Origin of the sequence: Pseudomonas sp. NFACC39-1, from assembly GCF_900110355.1 — a bacterium.
Lineage (GTDB): Bacteria > Pseudomonadota > Gammaproteobacteria > Pseudomonadales > Pseudomonadaceae > Aquipseudomonas > Aquipseudomonas tehranensis.
This window is the reverse complement of sequence record NZ_FODL01000002.1, coordinates 86,783-103,057: the sequence shown is the minus strand read 5'-3', so window position 1 is coordinate 103,057 and position 16,275 is coordinate 86,783. Positions and strand designations below refer to the sequence as shown.

The window sequence follows — 16,275 nt, the reverse complement described above, 5'->3', positions numbered from 1 at the left end:
AAATCTCCGGGATTGTCAGCAAAAAAACGTGGCCCATCATAGCGGCCCTTACCGGGTTCAGGAAGCCGCAGTTGATTGAGTCTCGCTATGGTGTCCGATGTATTTGGGTATGACGCGCCTCATGGAGCAGCCGGGGCCACGAAGGAAATTCCGGTGCGCAGCGCGGCGTTACGCACATGTTCCTGCATGGCTTTTTGCGCGCCAGCCGAAGCGCGACGGGCCAGGGCCCGAAGGATCTTGCGATGCTCCTGCCACGTTTCCATCGCCCGTTCCGCTCGGATGAACGGTAGTTTCTGGCTTTCCAGAAAGATGTCGGCGCTGGCGGTGAGAATACTCAGCATCGCCTGGTTACCGCTGGCCTGCAGGATGCGCCGATGGAACTCGAAATCCAGCCGCGCTGCGGCATCGAAATCCCCTGACTTGAGCTCCCGGCGCATGGCCTCGACGTTGTCCTCCAGTGTGTCGAGTTCATCGGCGCTCAGCGTCACCGCCGCCAACCCGGCCGCGAAACCTTCCAGGGCATAACGCAGCTGGAAGATATCCACCGGCGAAGCCTGGGCCGCGAACGGCCAACCCGGGGCCAGCTCGCTGCGCGAAACCTCCACCGCCGACTGCACGAACACACCCTTGCCCGGCTGTACGCTGATGACGCCCAGCGCACTCAACGATGAAAGCGCCTCACGCAACGAGGCTCGACTCACCCCCAGTTGCAGCGCCAGGTCCCGTTGTGACGGCAGCGCATCCCCGGGAGCGAAGCCTTCATCGACGATCAGTTTACGGATGGCTTGCAGGGCCACTTCGGGAACGGCGCGAGCGATGGAATTCATGATTTTTTTCAGATGAACCGGGCCAGTGAGCGGCTAGTTGTAAAGCTAAACGCCGCGCCCGGCAAGTCGTGCTCCAGTTGGGTTCGGCGGCAAATAGCAACGCCCGATAACGGTGCGAAACGCGGCGCAACTGTTCAGACCAGTAAGACCTCATCCCGCCAGTAAAACCGTGGCTTTGGCAGATTAAAAACCAGCTTGGCATGGCCTGTGCTCTGTCCGAACGCAGAAATCACATCACCGATGCGGAGATTTGCCATGATTAAGCGTTGCAGCGCCCTGCTTACCGCCCTGTTCGCCAGCCTGATGCTCACTCATCTGCCTGCTCAAGCAGACGGCCTGGAAGACGTGGTCAAGCGCGGCACCCTCAAGGTCGCAGTGCCCCAGGACTTCCCACCGTTCGGCTCGGTAGGCCCGGACATGAAACCTCGCGGCCTGGACATCGACACCGCGCAGCTGCTGGCCGACCAGCTCAAGGTCAAGCTTGAACTGACCCCCGTCAACAGCACCAACCGCATTCCGTTCCTGACCACCGGCAAGGTCGACCTGGTGATCTCCAGCCTGGGCAAAAACCCCGAGCGTGAAAAAGTCATCGATTTCTCCAGTGCCTACGCGCCGTTCTACCTCGCTGTATTCGGCCCGCCCGACGCCGCCATCAACGGCTTGGACGACCTCAAGGGCAAGACCATCAGCGTCACCCGTGGCTCCATCGAAGACATCGAGCTGACCAAGGTTGCTCCCCAGGGCGCCACGATCAAGCGCTTTGAAGACAACAACTCGACCATCGCCGCCTATCTGGCCGGCCAGGTAGACCTGATCGCCAGCGGCAACGTGGTCATGGTCGCGATCAGCGAACGCAACCCCAAGCGCGTCCCGGCGCTGAAAGTAAAACTCAAGGATTCGCCAGTGTATGTGGGCGTGAACAAGAACGAGCCGGCGCTGCTGGACAAGGTCAACCAGATCCTGGCCTCTGCCAAAACCGATGGCAGCCTGGAGAAAAACTCCCAGACCTGGCTCAAGCAGCCGCTGCCAGCCGATCTCTGACCGTCGCTTGAGAGGTTGAGCATGGCTTATCAGTTCGATTTTATGCCGGTGGTGCAGAACACCGAGCTGCTGCTGCGCGGTGCCTTGTTCACCTTGGAGTTGACGGCCATCGGCGCGCTGCTCGGGGTTGGCCTGGGCATCGTCGGGGCCGTGGTGCGGGCGTGGCATATTCGTCCGTTCGCGGCGATCTTCGGCGTGTACGTGGAGCTGATCCGCAACACGCCATTCCTGGTGCAGCTGTTTTTCATTTTCTTCGGCCTGCCGTCCCTGGGTTTGCAGATATCCGAATGGCAGGCAGCGGTACTGGCCATGGTGATCAACCTCGGCGCCTACTCCACCGAGATCATCCGCGCCGGCATCCAGGCCATCCCGCGCGGGCAACTGGAAGCCGCCGCGGCCCTGGCGATGAGCCGTTTTGAAGCCTTTCGTCATGTGGTGCTGCTGCCGGCGCTGGGCAAGGTCTGGCCGGCCCTGAGCAGCCAGATCATCATCGTGATGCTCGGCTCGGCGGTCTGCTCGCAGATCGCTACCGAAGAGCTGAGCTTTGCCGCCAACTTCATTCAGTCGCGTAATTTCCGCGCGTTCGAGACCTATGCACTGACCACGCTGATCTACTTGTGCATGGCGCTGTTGATCCGCCAGTTCCTGAACTGGGTGGGGCGCCGCTACATTGCCAGGAGCCGCCAATGAGCGATTTCACTTTCTGGGACGTGGTGCGCAACCTGCTCACGGGCCTGCAATGGACCCTGGCCTTGTCGCTGGTGGCGTTTATCGGGGGCGGCGTGATCGGCTTGCTGGTGATGGTGCTGCGCATTTCCAAAAGCGCCCTGCCCCGCAACATTGCCCGTACTTACATCGAGCTGTTCCAGGGCACGCCGCTGTTGATGCAGCTGTTTCTGGTGTTCTTCGGCGTAGCCTTGGCTGGGGTGGAGATTTCCCCGTGGATGGCCGCGGCGATTGCCTTGACGCTGTTTACCAGCGCCTACCTGGCGGAGATCTGGCGCGGTTGTGTCGACTCGATTTCCAACGGCCAATGGGAAGCCTCGGCGAGCCTGGCCCTCAGCCCGCTGGAGCAGTTGCGCTACGTGATCCTGCCCCAGGCCTTGCGCATCGCCGTGGCCCCGACCGTGGGCTTTTCCGTGCAGGTGGTCAAAGGCACAGCCGTGACCTCGATCATTGGCTTTACCGAACTGACCAAGACCGGCGGCATGCTCGCCAACGCCACGTTCGAGCCGTTCATGGTGTATGGCCTGGTGGCCCTCGGTTACTTCCTGCTTTGCTACCCCTTGTCCCTCAGTGCGCGCTACCTGGAAAGGAGACTGCATGCCTCTGCTTAGAATTTCCGCCCTGCATAAATACTACGGCGATCACCACGTGCTTAAAGGCATCGACCTGAGCGTCGAGGAGGGCCAGGTCGTGGCGATCATCGGCCGCAGCGGTTCGGGCAAATCCACCCTGTTGCGCACCCTCAATGGTTTGGAGTCGATCAACGACGGCGTGATTGAAGTCGACGGTGAATACCTCGACGCCGCCCGCGCCGACCTGCGCAGCCTGCGGCAGAAAGTCGGGATGGTGTTCCAGCAATTCAACCTGTTCCCGCACCTGACCGTCGGTGAGAACGTGATGCTCGCGCCGCAGGTTGTTCAAAAAGTACCCAAGGCCAAAGCGGCTGAACTGGCACGCCAGATGCTGGAGCGAGTCGGACTCGGGGAGAAATTCGACGCCTTTCCAGACCGCCTGTCCGGCGGCCAGCAACAGAGGGTCGCCATCGCCCGCGCCCTGGCGATGTCGCCAAAGGTGCTGCTGTGCGACGAAATCACCTCCGCCCTGGACCCGGAACTGGTCAATGAAGTGCTCGGCGTGGTGCGCCAGCTGGCCAAGGACGGCATGACCCTGATCATGGTCACCCACGAAATGCGCTTTGCCCGGGAAGTCGGGGACAAACTGGTGTTCATGCACCAGGGCAAAGTGCACGAGGTGGGGGATCCCAAGGTGTTGTTCGCCGATCCGCAGACCGTAGAGCTGGCGAATTTCATTGGGACGGTCGAGCCCGCCTGATTTTCTCAGCCAAGGAACACTCTGTGGCGAGGGGATTTATCCCCGTTGGGCTGCGAAGCGGCCCCCAAACCAGGCAACTCGGCGTGCCAGGATGATTGAGTTCACAGCTTTAGGGCTGCTGCGCAGCCCAGCGGGGATAAATCCCCTCGCCACAAGGGCACCCTGCAAGCTGCTCTGGCTCAAGGGTTTGGATCAGGTGCGTTGGCGTAAGCGGTTGATCGTGGCAGGATGGCGAGGTTATCGACCGAGACTTTTTGACCATGCCGCCATCCCAAGCCAAGAATCTGTCCCTGATCGCTGCCATAGACCTGGGCTCCAACAGCTTCCACATGGTCGTCGCCAAGGCCCAGAACGGGGAAATCCGAATTCTTGAGCGGCTCGGCGAGAAGGTCCAACTGGCCGCTGGCATCGACGAAGAGCGCCAACTGAGCGAAGAATCCATCCAGCGCGGGCTCGATTGCCTCAAGCGGTTCGCCCAACTGATCAACGGCATGCCCCTGGGCGCGGTGCGGATCGTGGGTACCAACGCATTGCGCGAGGCGCGCAACCGGGGCGAATTCATCCACCGCGCCGAAGAGATCCTCGGCCATCCGGTGGAAGTCATTTCCGGGCGTGAAGAGGCCCGTCTGATCTACCTCGGCGTCTCCCATACGCTGGCCGACACCCCGGGCAAACGCCTGGTGGCGGACATCGGGGGCGGCAGTACCGAATTCATCATTGGCCAGCGCTTCGAGCCGCTGCTGCGCGAAAGCCTGCAAATGGGTTGTGTCAGCTACACCCAGCGTTATTTCCGCGACGGCAAGATCACTCCGGCGCGCTACGCCCAGGCCTATACGGCGGCGCGCTTGGAAATCATGAGCATCGAACATGCCCTGCACCGCCTGACCTGGGATGAAGCCATCGGCTCCTCGGGCACCATTCGCGCCATTGGCCTGGCCCTCAAGGCCGGCGGCCATGGCACTGGCGAGGTCAACGCCGAAGGCCTGGCCTGGCTCAAGCGCAGGGTGTTCAAGCTCGGCGACTCGGACAAAATCGATTTCGAAGGCATCAAGCCCGACCGCCGGGCGATTTTCCCGGCGGGCCTGGCGATCCTCGAAGCGATTTTCGACGCCCTCGAACTGCAACGCATGGACCACTGCGAGGGCGCCCTGCGCGAAGGCGTGCTCTATGACCTACTCGGGCGCCATCACCATGAAGACGTCCGTGAGCGCACCCTGGGCTCGCTCATGGAGCGTTACCACGTCGATCAGGAACAGGCCGCACGGGTCGAGCGCAAGGCGCTGCACGCTTTCGACCAGGTGGCCGACGATTGGGACCTGAACGACGGGGTCTGGCGCGAACTGCTGGGCTGGGCTGCGAAGGTGCATGAGGTGGGCCTGGACATCGCCCACTATCACTACCACAAGCACGGCGCCTATCTGATCGAACATTCGGACCTGGCGGGCTTCTCCCGCGAAGACCAGCAGATGCTCGCGCTATTGGTGCGTGGCCACCGGCGCAATATTCCCAGGGATAAATTCGCTGAGTTCGGTAATGACGGCATCAAGCTGATTCGTTTGTGCGTGCTGCTGCGCTTTGCGATTCTGTTCCACCACATCCGCGGTACCCAGGAAATGCCCCAGGTGGTCCTGCGCGCCGATGGAGCTGAGCTGGATGTGCTGTTTCCCGAAGGCTGGCTGCAAGAGAACCAACTGACCCAGGCTGACTTCGCCCAGGAAGCCGAATGGCTCACCCGGGTCGGGATTGCGCTGAACATCCACTGATTGTTTGCTGCAGTGACTGCAATCCCGCTGGATCCGTAGGAGCTGTCGAGCGAAGCGAGGCTGCGATCTTTTCCTGACGTTTGAATATCAAGCGAAAATCAAAAGATCGCAGCCTCGCTTCGCTCGACAGCTCCTACGGGCTCAGAGAGAGCAAGCCCATTTGCCACAAAAGCCGAGCCTGCCTCCCCCTCTTAACGAACCGTCAGCAACGGGCTGCCCAAGCGCTCCAGCAATGTCGCCTGGGCGCTGCGTGCATTCTGGTTGCCGGTCGGCGTGTTGCGGATGTAGCGACCGTCCGATTGCAGGCTCCAGCTGTGGGTGTTGTCGGTGAGGTAGCTTTCCAGCTCCTTCTTGACCCGCAGGATCAGCTTCTTGCCTTCCACCGGGAAGCAGGTCTCGACGCGCTTGTCGAGGTTGCGCTCCATCCAGTCGGCGCTGGACAGGAACATCTGCTCCTCCCCACCGTTGAGGAAGTAGAACACCCGCGTATGTTCCAGGAAGCGGCCGATGATCGAGCGCACGTGGATGTTATGGGAAACCCCCGGGATGCCCGGCCGCAGGCAGCACATGCCGCGCACCACCAGGTCGATACGCACGCCCGACTGGCTGGCCTTGTACAACGCACGGATGATCTTCGGATCGGTCAGCGAGTTGAATTTGGCGATGATGTGCGCCGGTTTACCGTCCAGGGCGAACTGCGTCTCCCGAGCGATCATGTCGAGCATGCCCTTCTTCAAAGTGAAGGGAGCGTGCAGCAGCTTTTTCATGCGCAGGGTCTTGCCCATGCCGATCAACTGGCTGAACAGTTTGCCGACGTCTTCGCACAAGGCATCGTCGGAGGTCAGCAGGCTGTAGTCGGTGTACAGACGGGCGTTGGCGGCGTGATAGTTGCCGGTGCCCAGGTGGGCGTAACGCACGATTTCGCCGGCCTCGCGCCGCAGGATCAGCATCATCTTGGCGTGGGTCTTGAAGCCGACCACACCATAAATCACCACCGCACCGGCCGCTTGCAGACGACTGGCCAGTTGCAGGTTGGACTCTTCATCGAAGCGCGCCCGCAACTCAATCACCGCCGTGACCTCTTTGCCGTTACGCGCTGCGTCCACCAGGGCGTCGACGATTTCCGAGTTGGCGCCGCTGCGATACAGGGTCTGGCGCACCGCCAATACGTGGGGATCCTTGGCTGCCTGGCGCAGCAGGTCGACCACCGGCGTGAACGACTCGAAAGGGTGCAGCAGCAGAATGTCCTGCTTGCTGATCACGCTGAAGATGTTCTCGCTGTTTTGCAGCAACTTCGGGATCTGCGGCGTGAACGGCAAATATTGCAGTTCTGGATGGCTGTCCAGACCGGTGATGCTGAACAGTCGGGTCAGGTTGACCGGACCGTTGACCTGATACAGCTCGGTCTCATGCAGGTTGAACTGCTTGAGCAGGTAGTCGGACAGGTGTTTGGGGCACGTGTCGGCCACTTCCAGACGCACCGCATCACCGTAGCGGCGCGAGAACAGCTCGCCGCGCAGGGCGCGGGCCAGGTCTTCGACGTCTTCGGTGTCTACCGACAGGTCGGCGTTGCGGGTCAGGCGGAACTGGTAGCAACCCTTCACCTTCATGCCCTGGAACAGGTCATCGGCATGGGCGTGGATCATCGACGACAGGAACACATAATTGTCACCGGGGCCGCCGACGTCCTCGGGCACGCGAATGATGCGCGGCAACAGGCGCGGCGCGGGGATAATCGCCAGGCCGGAGTCGCGACCGAAGGCGTCGATACCTTCAAGCTCGACAATGAAGTTCAGGCTCTTGTTGACCAGCAGCGGGAACGGGTGCGTCGGGTCGAGGCCGATCGGGGTGATGATCGGTGCGATCTCGTCGCGGAAATAGCGGCGAACCCAGGTCTTGAGCTTGGTGTTCCAGTTGCGCCGACGAATGAAGCGAACCTGATGTTTTTCCAGCTCGGGCAACAGAATGTCATTGAGAATCGCGTACTGGCGGTCAACGTGACCGTGGACCAGCTCACTGATCCGTGCCAGGGCCTGATGCGGTTGCAAGCCATCGGCACCGGCCTGCTCGCGGGCAAAGGTGATCTGCTTCTTCAAGCCGGCGACGCGGATTTCGAAGAACTCGTCCAGGTTGCTGGAAAAGATCAGCAGGAACTTGAGCCGCTCCAGCAGCGGGTAGGACTCGTCCAGCGCCTGCTCCAGCACGCGGATGTTGAACTGCAGTTGCGACAGCTCGCGATGGATGTACAGGCTGCTGTCATCCAGGTTCGGAATGACAATCGCAGGCGCCACTGGGGCCTCGGGCACCACCGGCGGCGTAGGCACAGCCTCATGCTCCGGCGGTGTTTCGGCGACCTGCTCGACCACGGGCTGAGCGTCTTTTACGGCAACTTCAGAAAGTCCTTCGGTATTCATCGCAAGTTCCTGGGAGGCTATTTCTGCTCTCGTAACAATTGGGCGGCGCGCACAGCAAAGTAAGTCAGGATGCCATCAGCTCCTGCACGTTTGAAAGCGGTCAAGGACTCAAGGATCACGCCTTCGCCCAACCAGCCGTTCTGGATGGCCGCCATGTGCATGGCGTACTCGCCGCTGACCTGATAGACAAAGGTCGGGACTTTGAATTCGTCTTTGACCCGGCAAAGAATGTCGAGGTAAGGCATGCCCGGCTTGACCATCACCATATCAGCCCCTTCTGACAAGTCCGCCGCCACTTCGTGCAAGGCTTCCTCGCTGTTGGCCGGGTCCATCTGATAAGAGGCCTTGTTGGCCTTGCCCAGGTTCAGCGCCGAGCCGACCGCATCACGGAACGGGCCGTAATAGGCACTGGCGTACTTGGCCGAGTAGGCCATGATCCGCACATTGACATGACCGGCCACCTCCAGCGCTTCACGGATCGCCTGGATCCGGCCATCCATCATGTCCGACGGCGCCACCACCTGAGCACCGGCCTCGGCATGAGACAGCGCCTGCCGGACCAGGGCATCGACGGTAATGTCGTTCTGCACATAGCCTTCTTCATCGAGAATGCCGTCCTGCCCATGCGTAGTGAACGGGTCCAGCGCAACGTCGGTGATCACGCCCAGCTCCGGGAAGCGGGCACGCAGGGCACGGGTCGCGCGCTGGGCGATGCCATCGGGGTTCCAGGCTTCGGCGGCGTCCAGGGACTTGAGCCCGGCAGGCGTCACCGGGAACAGCGCCAGCGCCGGAATGCCCAGCTCGACCCACTTGGCGGCTTCTTCAAGCAACAGGTCGATGGTCAGGCGCTCTACCCCGGGCATCGATGACACGGCCTCGCGACGGTTCTCACCGTCCAGCACGAACACCGGCAGGATCAGGTCATCGGTGGTCAGCACGTTTTCACGTACCAGCCGACGAGAGAACTCATCACGGCGATTGCGACGCAGACGGGTAGCGGGGAACAGACGATTGGCGGGGGTAAAGCTCACGGCAGACTCCTGAGCCCGCGCTGACGGGCGAGCGTGACAGTTATAGACGGCCATTATGACGAACAGATGACAGATATGTGCACCTGCGTCCCGTCGTCGCAGTCATTGTCGTTGCAGGAAATGTTCACGTCGAGACACATCTCGATACTTTCCTGAATGTGCCTGAAGGGGTAGGCTGCGCGTTCATTTCGCCAGCACCCAGACAATGCTCCAGCAATTTCTCCATGACTTCGGCTACCTGGCCTTGTTTATTGGCACGTTCTTCGAAGGCGAAACCATCCTCGTGCTCGCAGGCTTCCTGGCGTTCCGTGGCTACATGGACATCAATCTGGTGGTGGTGGTGGCGTTCTGCGGCAGCTATGCGGGCGATCAATTGTGGTATTTCATGGGGCGCAAGCACGGCCGCAGGCTACTGGCGCGAAAACCTCGCTGGCAGTTGATGGGCGATCGGGCGCTGGAACACATTCGCCGGCATCCGGACATCTGGGTCCTGAGTTTTCGCTTCGTCTACGGCTTGCGCACAGTAATGCCGGTGGCCATCGGGCTGTCAGGCTATCCACCGGGCCGCTATCTGTTGCTCAATGGCATCGGCGCGGCGATCTGGGCCACTGCCCTGGCCGCCGCCGCGTACCACTTCGGCGCGGTGCTCGAAGGCATGCTGGGCAGCATCAAGAAATATGAATTGTGGGTACTCGGTGCCCTGCTGGTGCTGGGGCTGTGCCTGTGGCTGCGTCGGCGTATCAAGAATGCACGCTTGGCCAGGAAAGTCCTCGAAGCCGAACGGCTGGAACAAGCCAGGCCCCACGAGCCTACGACGCCAACCGAGTGACTCGACTGCGACAGCAATACAGCCCGATGCCACTGAGCAGGCTGTAGCTGAGCAACCCGACCCAGGCCACGGGGCTTGCCGGCCACAACCCCGCCAGCGGCGCCAGCCACACCAGCGGTAAATTCAGGACCAGCCGTAACAGCTCCAGCCTCAGGGCCCACGGGCGATTCTCCAGGGCCACGCCCAAGACAAACAAACCCAGCGCCACCGCGCCCCAACCCAACACCAAGGCAGCAACCGACAGGCTGCTCTCCAGATTCATCAAGTAACTGCCCAACGCAATGTAGGTACAGAACTGCAACGCCACGTACCACTGCTGGCGGCCGTCCAGCGGCACCTCGAATTTGCGGAACTGACTCAGGTCCGGTTTGTTCAGTGGGTATCGCCCCGCCACGTCCGCCGGCCGCCAACCGGTGGGCATAAACCAGATCCGCAGCTTGTCTGGCCAGCGCTCTGCCCGTCGCGCATCCGCCCACAATTGCGCATAGAACTGCAGGTTGGCCCACAACGGATTCCAGCTCGCCAGCGGCGTGGTCACGCCAAAAATCACCGGCTCGTTATCGTCTTCTTCCTGAAAGGTGCGAAACAGACGGTCCCAAATAATGAACACCCCGCCGTAATTGCGATCCATGTAAAGAGGGTTCTGTGCATGGTGGGCGCGATGATTGGACGGCGTGACGAAACACCACTCCAGCCAGCCGAGCTTGGGGATGTGTTGGGTGTGGACCCAGAACTGATACAGCAGATTCAACGCCGCCACGCTGATGAACACCACCAGCGGCACGCCGGCCACAGCCAGCGGCAAGTAGAAAACCCAGCTCAACACAAACCCGGTGCTGGTCTGACGCAACGCAGTGGAGAGGTTGTAGTCCTCGCTCTGATGATGCACCGAATGGGCCGCCCAGAGGATGTTGCGCTCATGGCCCATGCGGTGCAGCCAGTAATAACAGAAGTCATAGAACACGAAAGCAAATACCCAGACCCAGGCCTGGTCGGCAGACAAGTGGATAACGGCCAGATGTTCCAAGGCAAACGCGTAGGTCACCAACCCCACGCCCTTGGTCAGCAAACCGGTGGTGGTGGAGAGCACGCCGGTGCTCAGGCTGTTGATGGCGTCTGCCACGCGGTAGTGGCTCACACCCCGCCAGCGATCGGCCAGCAACTCCAAGGCAATCAGCACAAAGAAAAACGGCACGGCATACAGAATGAAATTCATGACGCAACCCGAGCAGACAAAGCAGGGAGATAGTCGGCAGATTAGGTGTAGCTGCTCGATAACCCTATGGCAACGAGTGACAAATTAGTGGACATTTAACGCCATGAATCTGGAGAAAAGCCCATGAGCAAAAAAGTTGCAGTGATCCTTTCCGGCTGTGGCGTGTATGACGGTGCAGAAATCCACGAAAGCGTGATCACCTTGCTGCGCCTCGACCAGCGCGGCGCACAGGTGCAGTGTTTCGCCCCCGACATCGCGCAGTTGCAGGTCATCAATCACCTGACCGGCGAGCAAATGCCCGAGAGCCGCAACGTTTTGGTGGAGTCCGCCCGGATCGCCCGGGGCAACGTAAAAGATTTGCGCGAAGCCAACGTCGAGGACTTCGACGCGCTGATCGTGCCTGGCGGTTTCGGCGCGGCGAAGAACCTGTCCAACTTTGCCGTTGAAGGCGCGGGTTGCACCGTCCAGCCGCAGGTTCTGGCGCTGACCGAAGCCTTTGCCGAAGCGGGAAAACCGGTGGGGCTGATCTGCATTTCCCCGGCCCTGGCGGCAAAAATCTATGGTCCGGGGGTGACCTGCACCATTGGCACAGATACCGACACTGCCGCCGCCGTAACCAAAATGGGCGGCATCCACGAAGACTGCGCTGTCACCGATATCGTCGAAGACACTGCACGCAAGCTGGTCAGTACTCCGGCCTACATGCTGGCGCAGAACATCAGTGAAGCGGCTTCGGGGATCAACAAACTGGTGGACCGGGTATTGGAGTTGACTCACGAAAACGATGAGTAACCGCAACACCGCCCACCCCATGTGGGAGCGAGCCTGCTCGCGATAGCGTCGGTTCAATTGGCATATCTATTGGCTGACACACCGCCATCGCGAGCAAGCTCGCTCCCACAGGGGTGCGGGCAAGAATCAGGAGGTTCGAGCCAACCGCGTCAGTATCCGATCCAGCGCATTGGCGAACCCCTGCTTGTCCCGCTCGCTGTACGCTGCCGGCCCGCCGCCCACGTGGCCCTGCTCACGCAGGTCGGTGAACAGGTTGCGCACCGCCAGCCGATCGCCCATGTTCTGCGCATCGAACTCCTTGCCCCGCGGATCCAGTGCCGCAACCCCCTTCTTCACCAGCCGGTCAGCCAACGGTACGTCGCTGCAGATCACCAGCTCACCCGGTACGGCATGCTCCACCAGGTAATCGTCCGCCGCGTCAGGCCCGCTGGGCACCACGATCAACTTCACGCAGGCCAAGGCCGGCTTGATCTGCGGTTGGCCGGCCACCAGCACCACTTCGAAGCGACGTTTCAAAGCGAACTTGACCACCAGTTCCTTCGCGGCCTTGGGACAGGCGTCGGCGTCGATCCATACACGCATTGAGTTTTTCCTCTAATTAAAAGCATCGCGGGCAAGCCTTGCTCCCACAGGCGAATACTGACTGTGGGAGCATGGCTTGCCCGCGATTATGAGCGCAGCGAAGGCTGTTCAGGAAACCTGGACCCTACGCTTCTCCGCCACCCAACTGCGCCCGTACAACACCACAATCGCCGCGATCGCCACCACTTGGGCGGCCAAGGAATAAGCATCGGCATGAATGCCCAGCCAATCGAAATCGAAGAACGCCACCGGACGGGTTCCGAAAATCCCGGCCTCTTGCAGCGCCTTCACGCCATGACCGGCGAAAACCACCGACAGCGCGCAGAGCAGGCCGGCATTGATGCTGAAAAACAGCGCCAGAGGCAGTTTTGCCGAGCCGCGCAGAATCACCCAGGCCAATCCGACCAACAGCACCAGCGCCGTGGCACCGCCCGCCAACACGGCATCATGCCCGGCGGGGCCGGCTTGCAGCCACAGTGTTTCGTAGAACAGGATCACTTCGAACAGCTCGCGATAGACCGAGAAAAACGCCAGGATCGCAAAACCGAAACGTCCGCCGCCGCCCACCAGACTGCTCTTGATGTAATCCTGCCAGGCCGCCGCGTGACGCCGGTCGTGCATCCACACTCCCAGCCACAGCACCATCACGCTGGCGAACAATGCCGTTGCCCCTTCGAGCAATTCGCGCTGGGCGCCGCTGACATCAATCACATAGGCGGCCAGCCCCCAGGTCGCCAGGCCAGCCAGCAACGCCAGCCCCCAACCGACGTTGACGCTGCGAACCGCTGACTGTTGACCGGTATTGCGCAGGAACGCCAGGATCGCCGCCAGCACCAGAATCGCTTCCAGCCCTTCGCGCAACAGAATCAGCAAGCCCGAGATGTAGCTCAGCGACCAGCTCAAACCGTCGCCACCCAGCAACCCCGCCGACTCCGTCAGCTTGGCCTTGGCCGCGTCCAGGCGCTGTACGGCCTGCTCGACCGGCAAGCCATCCTGCAAGGACTGACGGTAGGCCATCAGCGCCTTTTCAGTGTCCTTGCGCACATTGGCATCGACGTTATCGAGCGAACTTTCCACCAGTTCGAAGCCTTCCAGATAAGCCGCTACCGACAAGTCATAGGCTTGGTCGTGATCACCGGCGCGATACGCCGCGATGCTCTTGTCCAGGGTGCTGGCGGTGTAGTCGAGCAACTGCGCCGGGCCACGCTGCACCTGTGGCGGCTGGGCACGCTGGGCGCGAAAGGTGGCAGCCGCTTCAGGGCCCTGCGCCGCGAGGATTTCGGCCGGAGTCTGGCGCGCCAGATCAGCGAGGTTGAAGGTCTGTGCGCTTTTAGCGGCCGCCGGATCGGCGCTGAAGCTGGCAATGTACGTCGCCAGGTCCCAGCGCTGACGGTCGTCGAGCTGATCGGCGAAGGCCGGCATGTCAGTGCCTTCGACGCCCATGCCAAGCGTGTTGTAGATCGCGTAGAGACTCAGATGATCCAGCCGCGCCCCATCGCGCAGGTTGGCGGGCGCAGGTTCCAGACCGACACCGGCGGGACCGTCGCCGGCTCCACTGTCACCGTGGCACACCGAGCAATTCTGCGCATACAGTGGCGCTCCGCGGGCCGGGTCCGGGGTGATGACCGGCGCCTGACTGACCTCATACGCCACCGCCAGTCTGGCCCCCAGTTGCCGCGCCAGGCGAGCGACCTCATCGCCATCCTGATGCTCGGTGATGGCGCTGCGCAAGGCGCCGACGCCTTGTGTCAGTTCTGCTTTCTCAGGTTTGGCTGGCAGCGCAACGATCAGCCCTTCCAGAAGCTGGGTAAATTCCAGTTGCTCACGGTATTCAGACTCGTCAACAACCTTGCCCGCCTGCACTGTCGCCGGATAATCCGCCCCAATGTAATCCAGTAAATGCAGCGCCTGGGGGGCGCCCTCAAGGGTCTCGGCCAACAGATTGGCGCTGCACAGGGCAAACAACGGCAGTGCAAGCCAGGCCAGAAAACGGTACGGGGCAGACATGAATGACTCTCAGTTGGAAATAAGAAGTAACACATTGTTCACTTCCAATGACCTGGGCTCAAGGGCTGATGTGTTTCAGGAGCAGATTTCATCGGATCTTCACGCTTTGGAAGTGATGTCACAAAAACCGCATTACGAGATTAAAAAGCCATTACATAGCGAACGGCCATGTTTATAATCGCGCCGCCCTCTTATTGTTCGATGGCATAAAAGCTCCTCCGGTTATGAGGAACCGACAGCGCCCGGCGCTCGTCCGTGGATCGTCCCAGCCCGACCCGCCCCCCCGGCTGATACCTCAGGGAAGAAGTATTCATGGCATCCCGCGCCGCTCTTTCGATCGCCCTCGGCGCGATCACCTTGTTGTCTGGCTGCTCTGCGTTTCGCAACTACGACAGCGAATTGGCCCAGACCAATCAGCAACTGGCTTCCGGCAACGTCGACGCGGCGTTGACCCTGCTGGAGAAGAACAACACCAGCCAAGACAAAGACCTGCTGTATTTCTTCGAAAAAGGTGAGCTGTTGCGTGCCAAGGGCGATCTGCCCGGCAGCCAGGCGGCTTGGACCAGCGCTGACCAGCAAGTGGGCCAGTGGGAAGATGCGGTCAAGCTCGACACAGGCAAGTATCTCGCACAGTTCGGCAGTTTTCTGGTCAACGATAAAGTTCGGCGCTACGAAGGCTATGACTACGAAAAGGTCATGCTCACCACGCAGATGGCCCTGAACCTGCTGGCCGTGAACGACTTCGACGGCGCGCGGATGCAGATCAAGAAAACCCACGAGCGCGAAGCGGTAATTGCCGACCTGCGGGACAAGGAATACCTCAAGCGTGAGGAAGACGCCGAGAAGCAAGGGGTCAAGACCGAGTACAAGGACCTGCAGGGTTACCCGGTGGCCAGCCTCGACGCGCCGGAAGTGGTCAGCCTGAAAAACAGCTATCAGAGTGCGTTCAGCCATTACCTGGCCGGGTTCGTCTATGAAGCCTTGGGCGAAAAAGACCTGGCCGCGCCGGGCTATCGCAAAGCCGCCGAGCTGCGTCCGAACACGCCTTTGCTGGAGCAGGCACTGATCAATCTCGACAAGCCTGCCGACAAGAAGGATGAAAGCGACATCCTGATTGTGGTGCAGAGCGGCCTGGCGCCGTCCCGGGACTCGATCCGCATTCCCCTGCCCTTGCCCATCAGCGGCAATGTAGTGATCACGCCACTTTCATTCCCCCTGATCAAGCCTGACACCTCCACTGCTACGTTCACCCAAATCGGTGTCGACGGTCGTCAATTGGACCTGACCCAACTCAACAGCACCACAGCCATGTCCCGCCGCGCCCTGCGTGACGACATGCCCGGCATCATCCTGCGCACGACCGTGCGGGCGATCACCCGTGGCGTGGCGCAAAAACAGATCAACGAAACCAACCCCCTGGCCGGCCTCGCGGTGGGCCTGACCTCGGCCGTGCTCGAAGGCGCGGACACCCGGACCTGGCGCACCCTGCCGGACTACACCCAGGTGGTGCGTCTGCGCCTGAAAAAAGGTGAACACCAGGTCACCTTGCCGAGTGCAGTAGGCGGTTCGGTGGTCAAGGTCACCGTCGATCAGCGCTACCAGGTCATCAGCCTGCGGGCGGTGGGCAATCAGGTCTTCGCCGGCGGCTTGGCCGCCCAAGTGATCCCAAGCACCCACCCGACCGCCGTCGCCAGCATCAAGCAACCTTAAGAACG

14 protein-coding genes are annotated in these 16,275 nt (G+C 61.1%); 8 read left to right on the top strand and 6 right to left on the bottom strand.

The annotated features are described in order from the left end of the window. Positions 1-119: 119 nt before the first annotated feature. Positions 120-827, bottom strand: coding sequence for a FadR/GntR family transcriptional regulator (locus BMY45_RS04730; RefSeq protein ID WP_092395182.1), 708 nt, complete (start codon positions 825-827; stop codon positions 120-122). Positions 828-1,082: 255 nt separating this feature from the next. On the opposite strand from BMY45_RS04730, the gene BMY45_RS04725 reads away from it, so the two are divergent. The 5 genes from BMY45_RS04725 to ppx all read left to right on the top strand — a co-directional run bounded on the left by BMY45_RS04725 (position 1,083) and on the right by ppx (position 5,689). Next, positions 1,083-1,868 (top strand): transporter substrate-binding domain-containing protein, encoded by a 786-nt coding sequence (locus BMY45_RS04725; RefSeq protein WP_092395179.1) that lies wholly within the window; start codon positions 1,083-1,085, stop codon positions 1,866-1,868. Positions 1,869-1,889: 21 nt separating this feature from the next. After that, entirely contained in the window at positions 1,890-2,558 is a 669-nt protein-coding gene (locus tag BMY45_RS04720) for an amino acid ABC transporter permease (RefSeq protein ID WP_092395176.1), read from the top strand. Further along, a complete protein-coding gene (locus BMY45_RS04715; protein WP_092395173.1) occupies positions 2,555-3,205 on the top strand; it encodes an amino acid ABC transporter permease in 651 nt (216 codons plus the stop codon). The genes BMY45_RS04720 and BMY45_RS04715 overlap by 4 nt, the downstream gene beginning before the upstream one ends. Then, positions 3,192-3,926: an amino acid ABC transporter ATP-binding protein gene (locus BMY45_RS04710; protein WP_092395170.1), complete on the top strand. Its 735-nt coding sequence runs from the start codon at positions 3,192-3,194 to the stop codon at positions 3,924-3,926. Before BMY45_RS04715 ends, BMY45_RS04710 begins: the two co-directional genes overlap by 14 nt. A 260-nt stretch (positions 3,927-4,186) precedes the next feature. Then, on the top strand, positions 4,187-5,689 hold the full coding sequence (gene ppx / locus BMY45_RS04705; protein WP_092395165.1) for an exopolyphosphatase: 1,503 nt from the start codon (positions 4,187-4,189) through the stop codon (positions 5,687-5,689). Between the two features lie 191 nt (positions 5,690-5,880). Here ppx and ppk1 read toward each other — a convergent pair whose 3' ends face one another. Both ppk1 and hemB read right to left on the bottom strand, forming a co-directional pair. Then, complete coding sequence (gene ppk1, locus BMY45_RS04700; protein WP_076383067.1) at positions 5,881-8,103, bottom strand: polyphosphate kinase 1; 2,223 nt, start codon at positions 8,101-8,103, stop codon at positions 5,881-5,883. Between the two features lie 17 nt (positions 8,104-8,120). After that, positions 8,121-9,134 (bottom strand): porphobilinogen synthase, encoded by a 1,014-nt coding sequence (gene hemB, locus BMY45_RS04695; protein WP_092395162.1) that lies wholly within the window; start codon positions 9,132-9,134, stop codon positions 8,121-8,123. A 205-nt stretch (positions 9,135-9,339) separates the two neighbouring features. Here hemB and BMY45_RS04690 point away from each other — a divergent pair, with 205 nt between their 5' ends. Then, positions 9,340-9,963 (top strand): DedA family protein, encoded by a 624-nt coding sequence (locus BMY45_RS04690; protein ID WP_092395159.1) that lies wholly within the window; start codon positions 9,340-9,342, stop codon positions 9,961-9,963. Here BMY45_RS04690 and BMY45_RS04685 read toward each other — a convergent pair. Continuing rightward, the gene (locus tag BMY45_RS04685) at positions 9,944-11,179 is read right to left on the bottom strand and encodes a sterol desaturase family protein (RefSeq protein ID WP_092395156.1); all 1,236 of its coding nucleotides are present in this window, start codon (positions 11,177-11,179) and stop codon (positions 9,944-9,946) included. The genes BMY45_RS04690 and BMY45_RS04685 overlap by 20 nt on opposite strands. A gap of 123 nt (positions 11,180-11,302) precedes the next feature. Between BMY45_RS04685 and elbB the strand changes: the two genes are divergently transcribed. Next, positions 11,303-11,971: an isoprenoid biosynthesis glyoxalase ElbB gene (gene elbB / locus BMY45_RS04680; protein ID WP_092395153.1), complete on the top strand. Its 669-nt coding sequence runs from the start codon at positions 11,303-11,305 to the stop codon at positions 11,969-11,971. A 126-nt stretch (positions 11,972-12,097) separates the two neighbouring features. Here the strand turns inward: elbB and BMY45_RS04675 are convergent, their stop codons facing one another. Together BMY45_RS04675 and BMY45_RS04670 are read right to left on the bottom strand one after the other, a co-directional pair. Then, positions 12,098-12,553 carry a YaiI/YqxD family protein gene (locus BMY45_RS04675; RefSeq protein ID WP_092395150.1) on the bottom strand — a complete coding sequence of 152 codons (456 nt, stop codon included), beginning with the start codon at positions 12,551-12,553 and terminating at the stop codon, positions 12,098-12,100. 108 nt (positions 12,554-12,661) lie between these two features. After that, positions 12,662-14,560 (bottom strand): FTR1 family protein, encoded by a 1,899-nt coding sequence (locus BMY45_RS04670; RefSeq protein WP_092395147.1) that lies wholly within the window; start codon positions 14,558-14,560, stop codon positions 12,662-12,664. Between the two features lie 312 nt (positions 14,561-14,872). Here BMY45_RS04670 and BMY45_RS04665 point away from each other — a divergent pair, with 312 nt between their 5' ends. Next, positions 14,873-16,270, top strand: a complete 1,398-nt coding sequence (locus BMY45_RS04665; RefSeq protein ID WP_092395144.1) for a COG3014 family protein — start codon at positions 14,873-14,875, stop codon at positions 16,268-16,270. Positions 16,271-16,275: the final 5 nt, after the last annotated feature.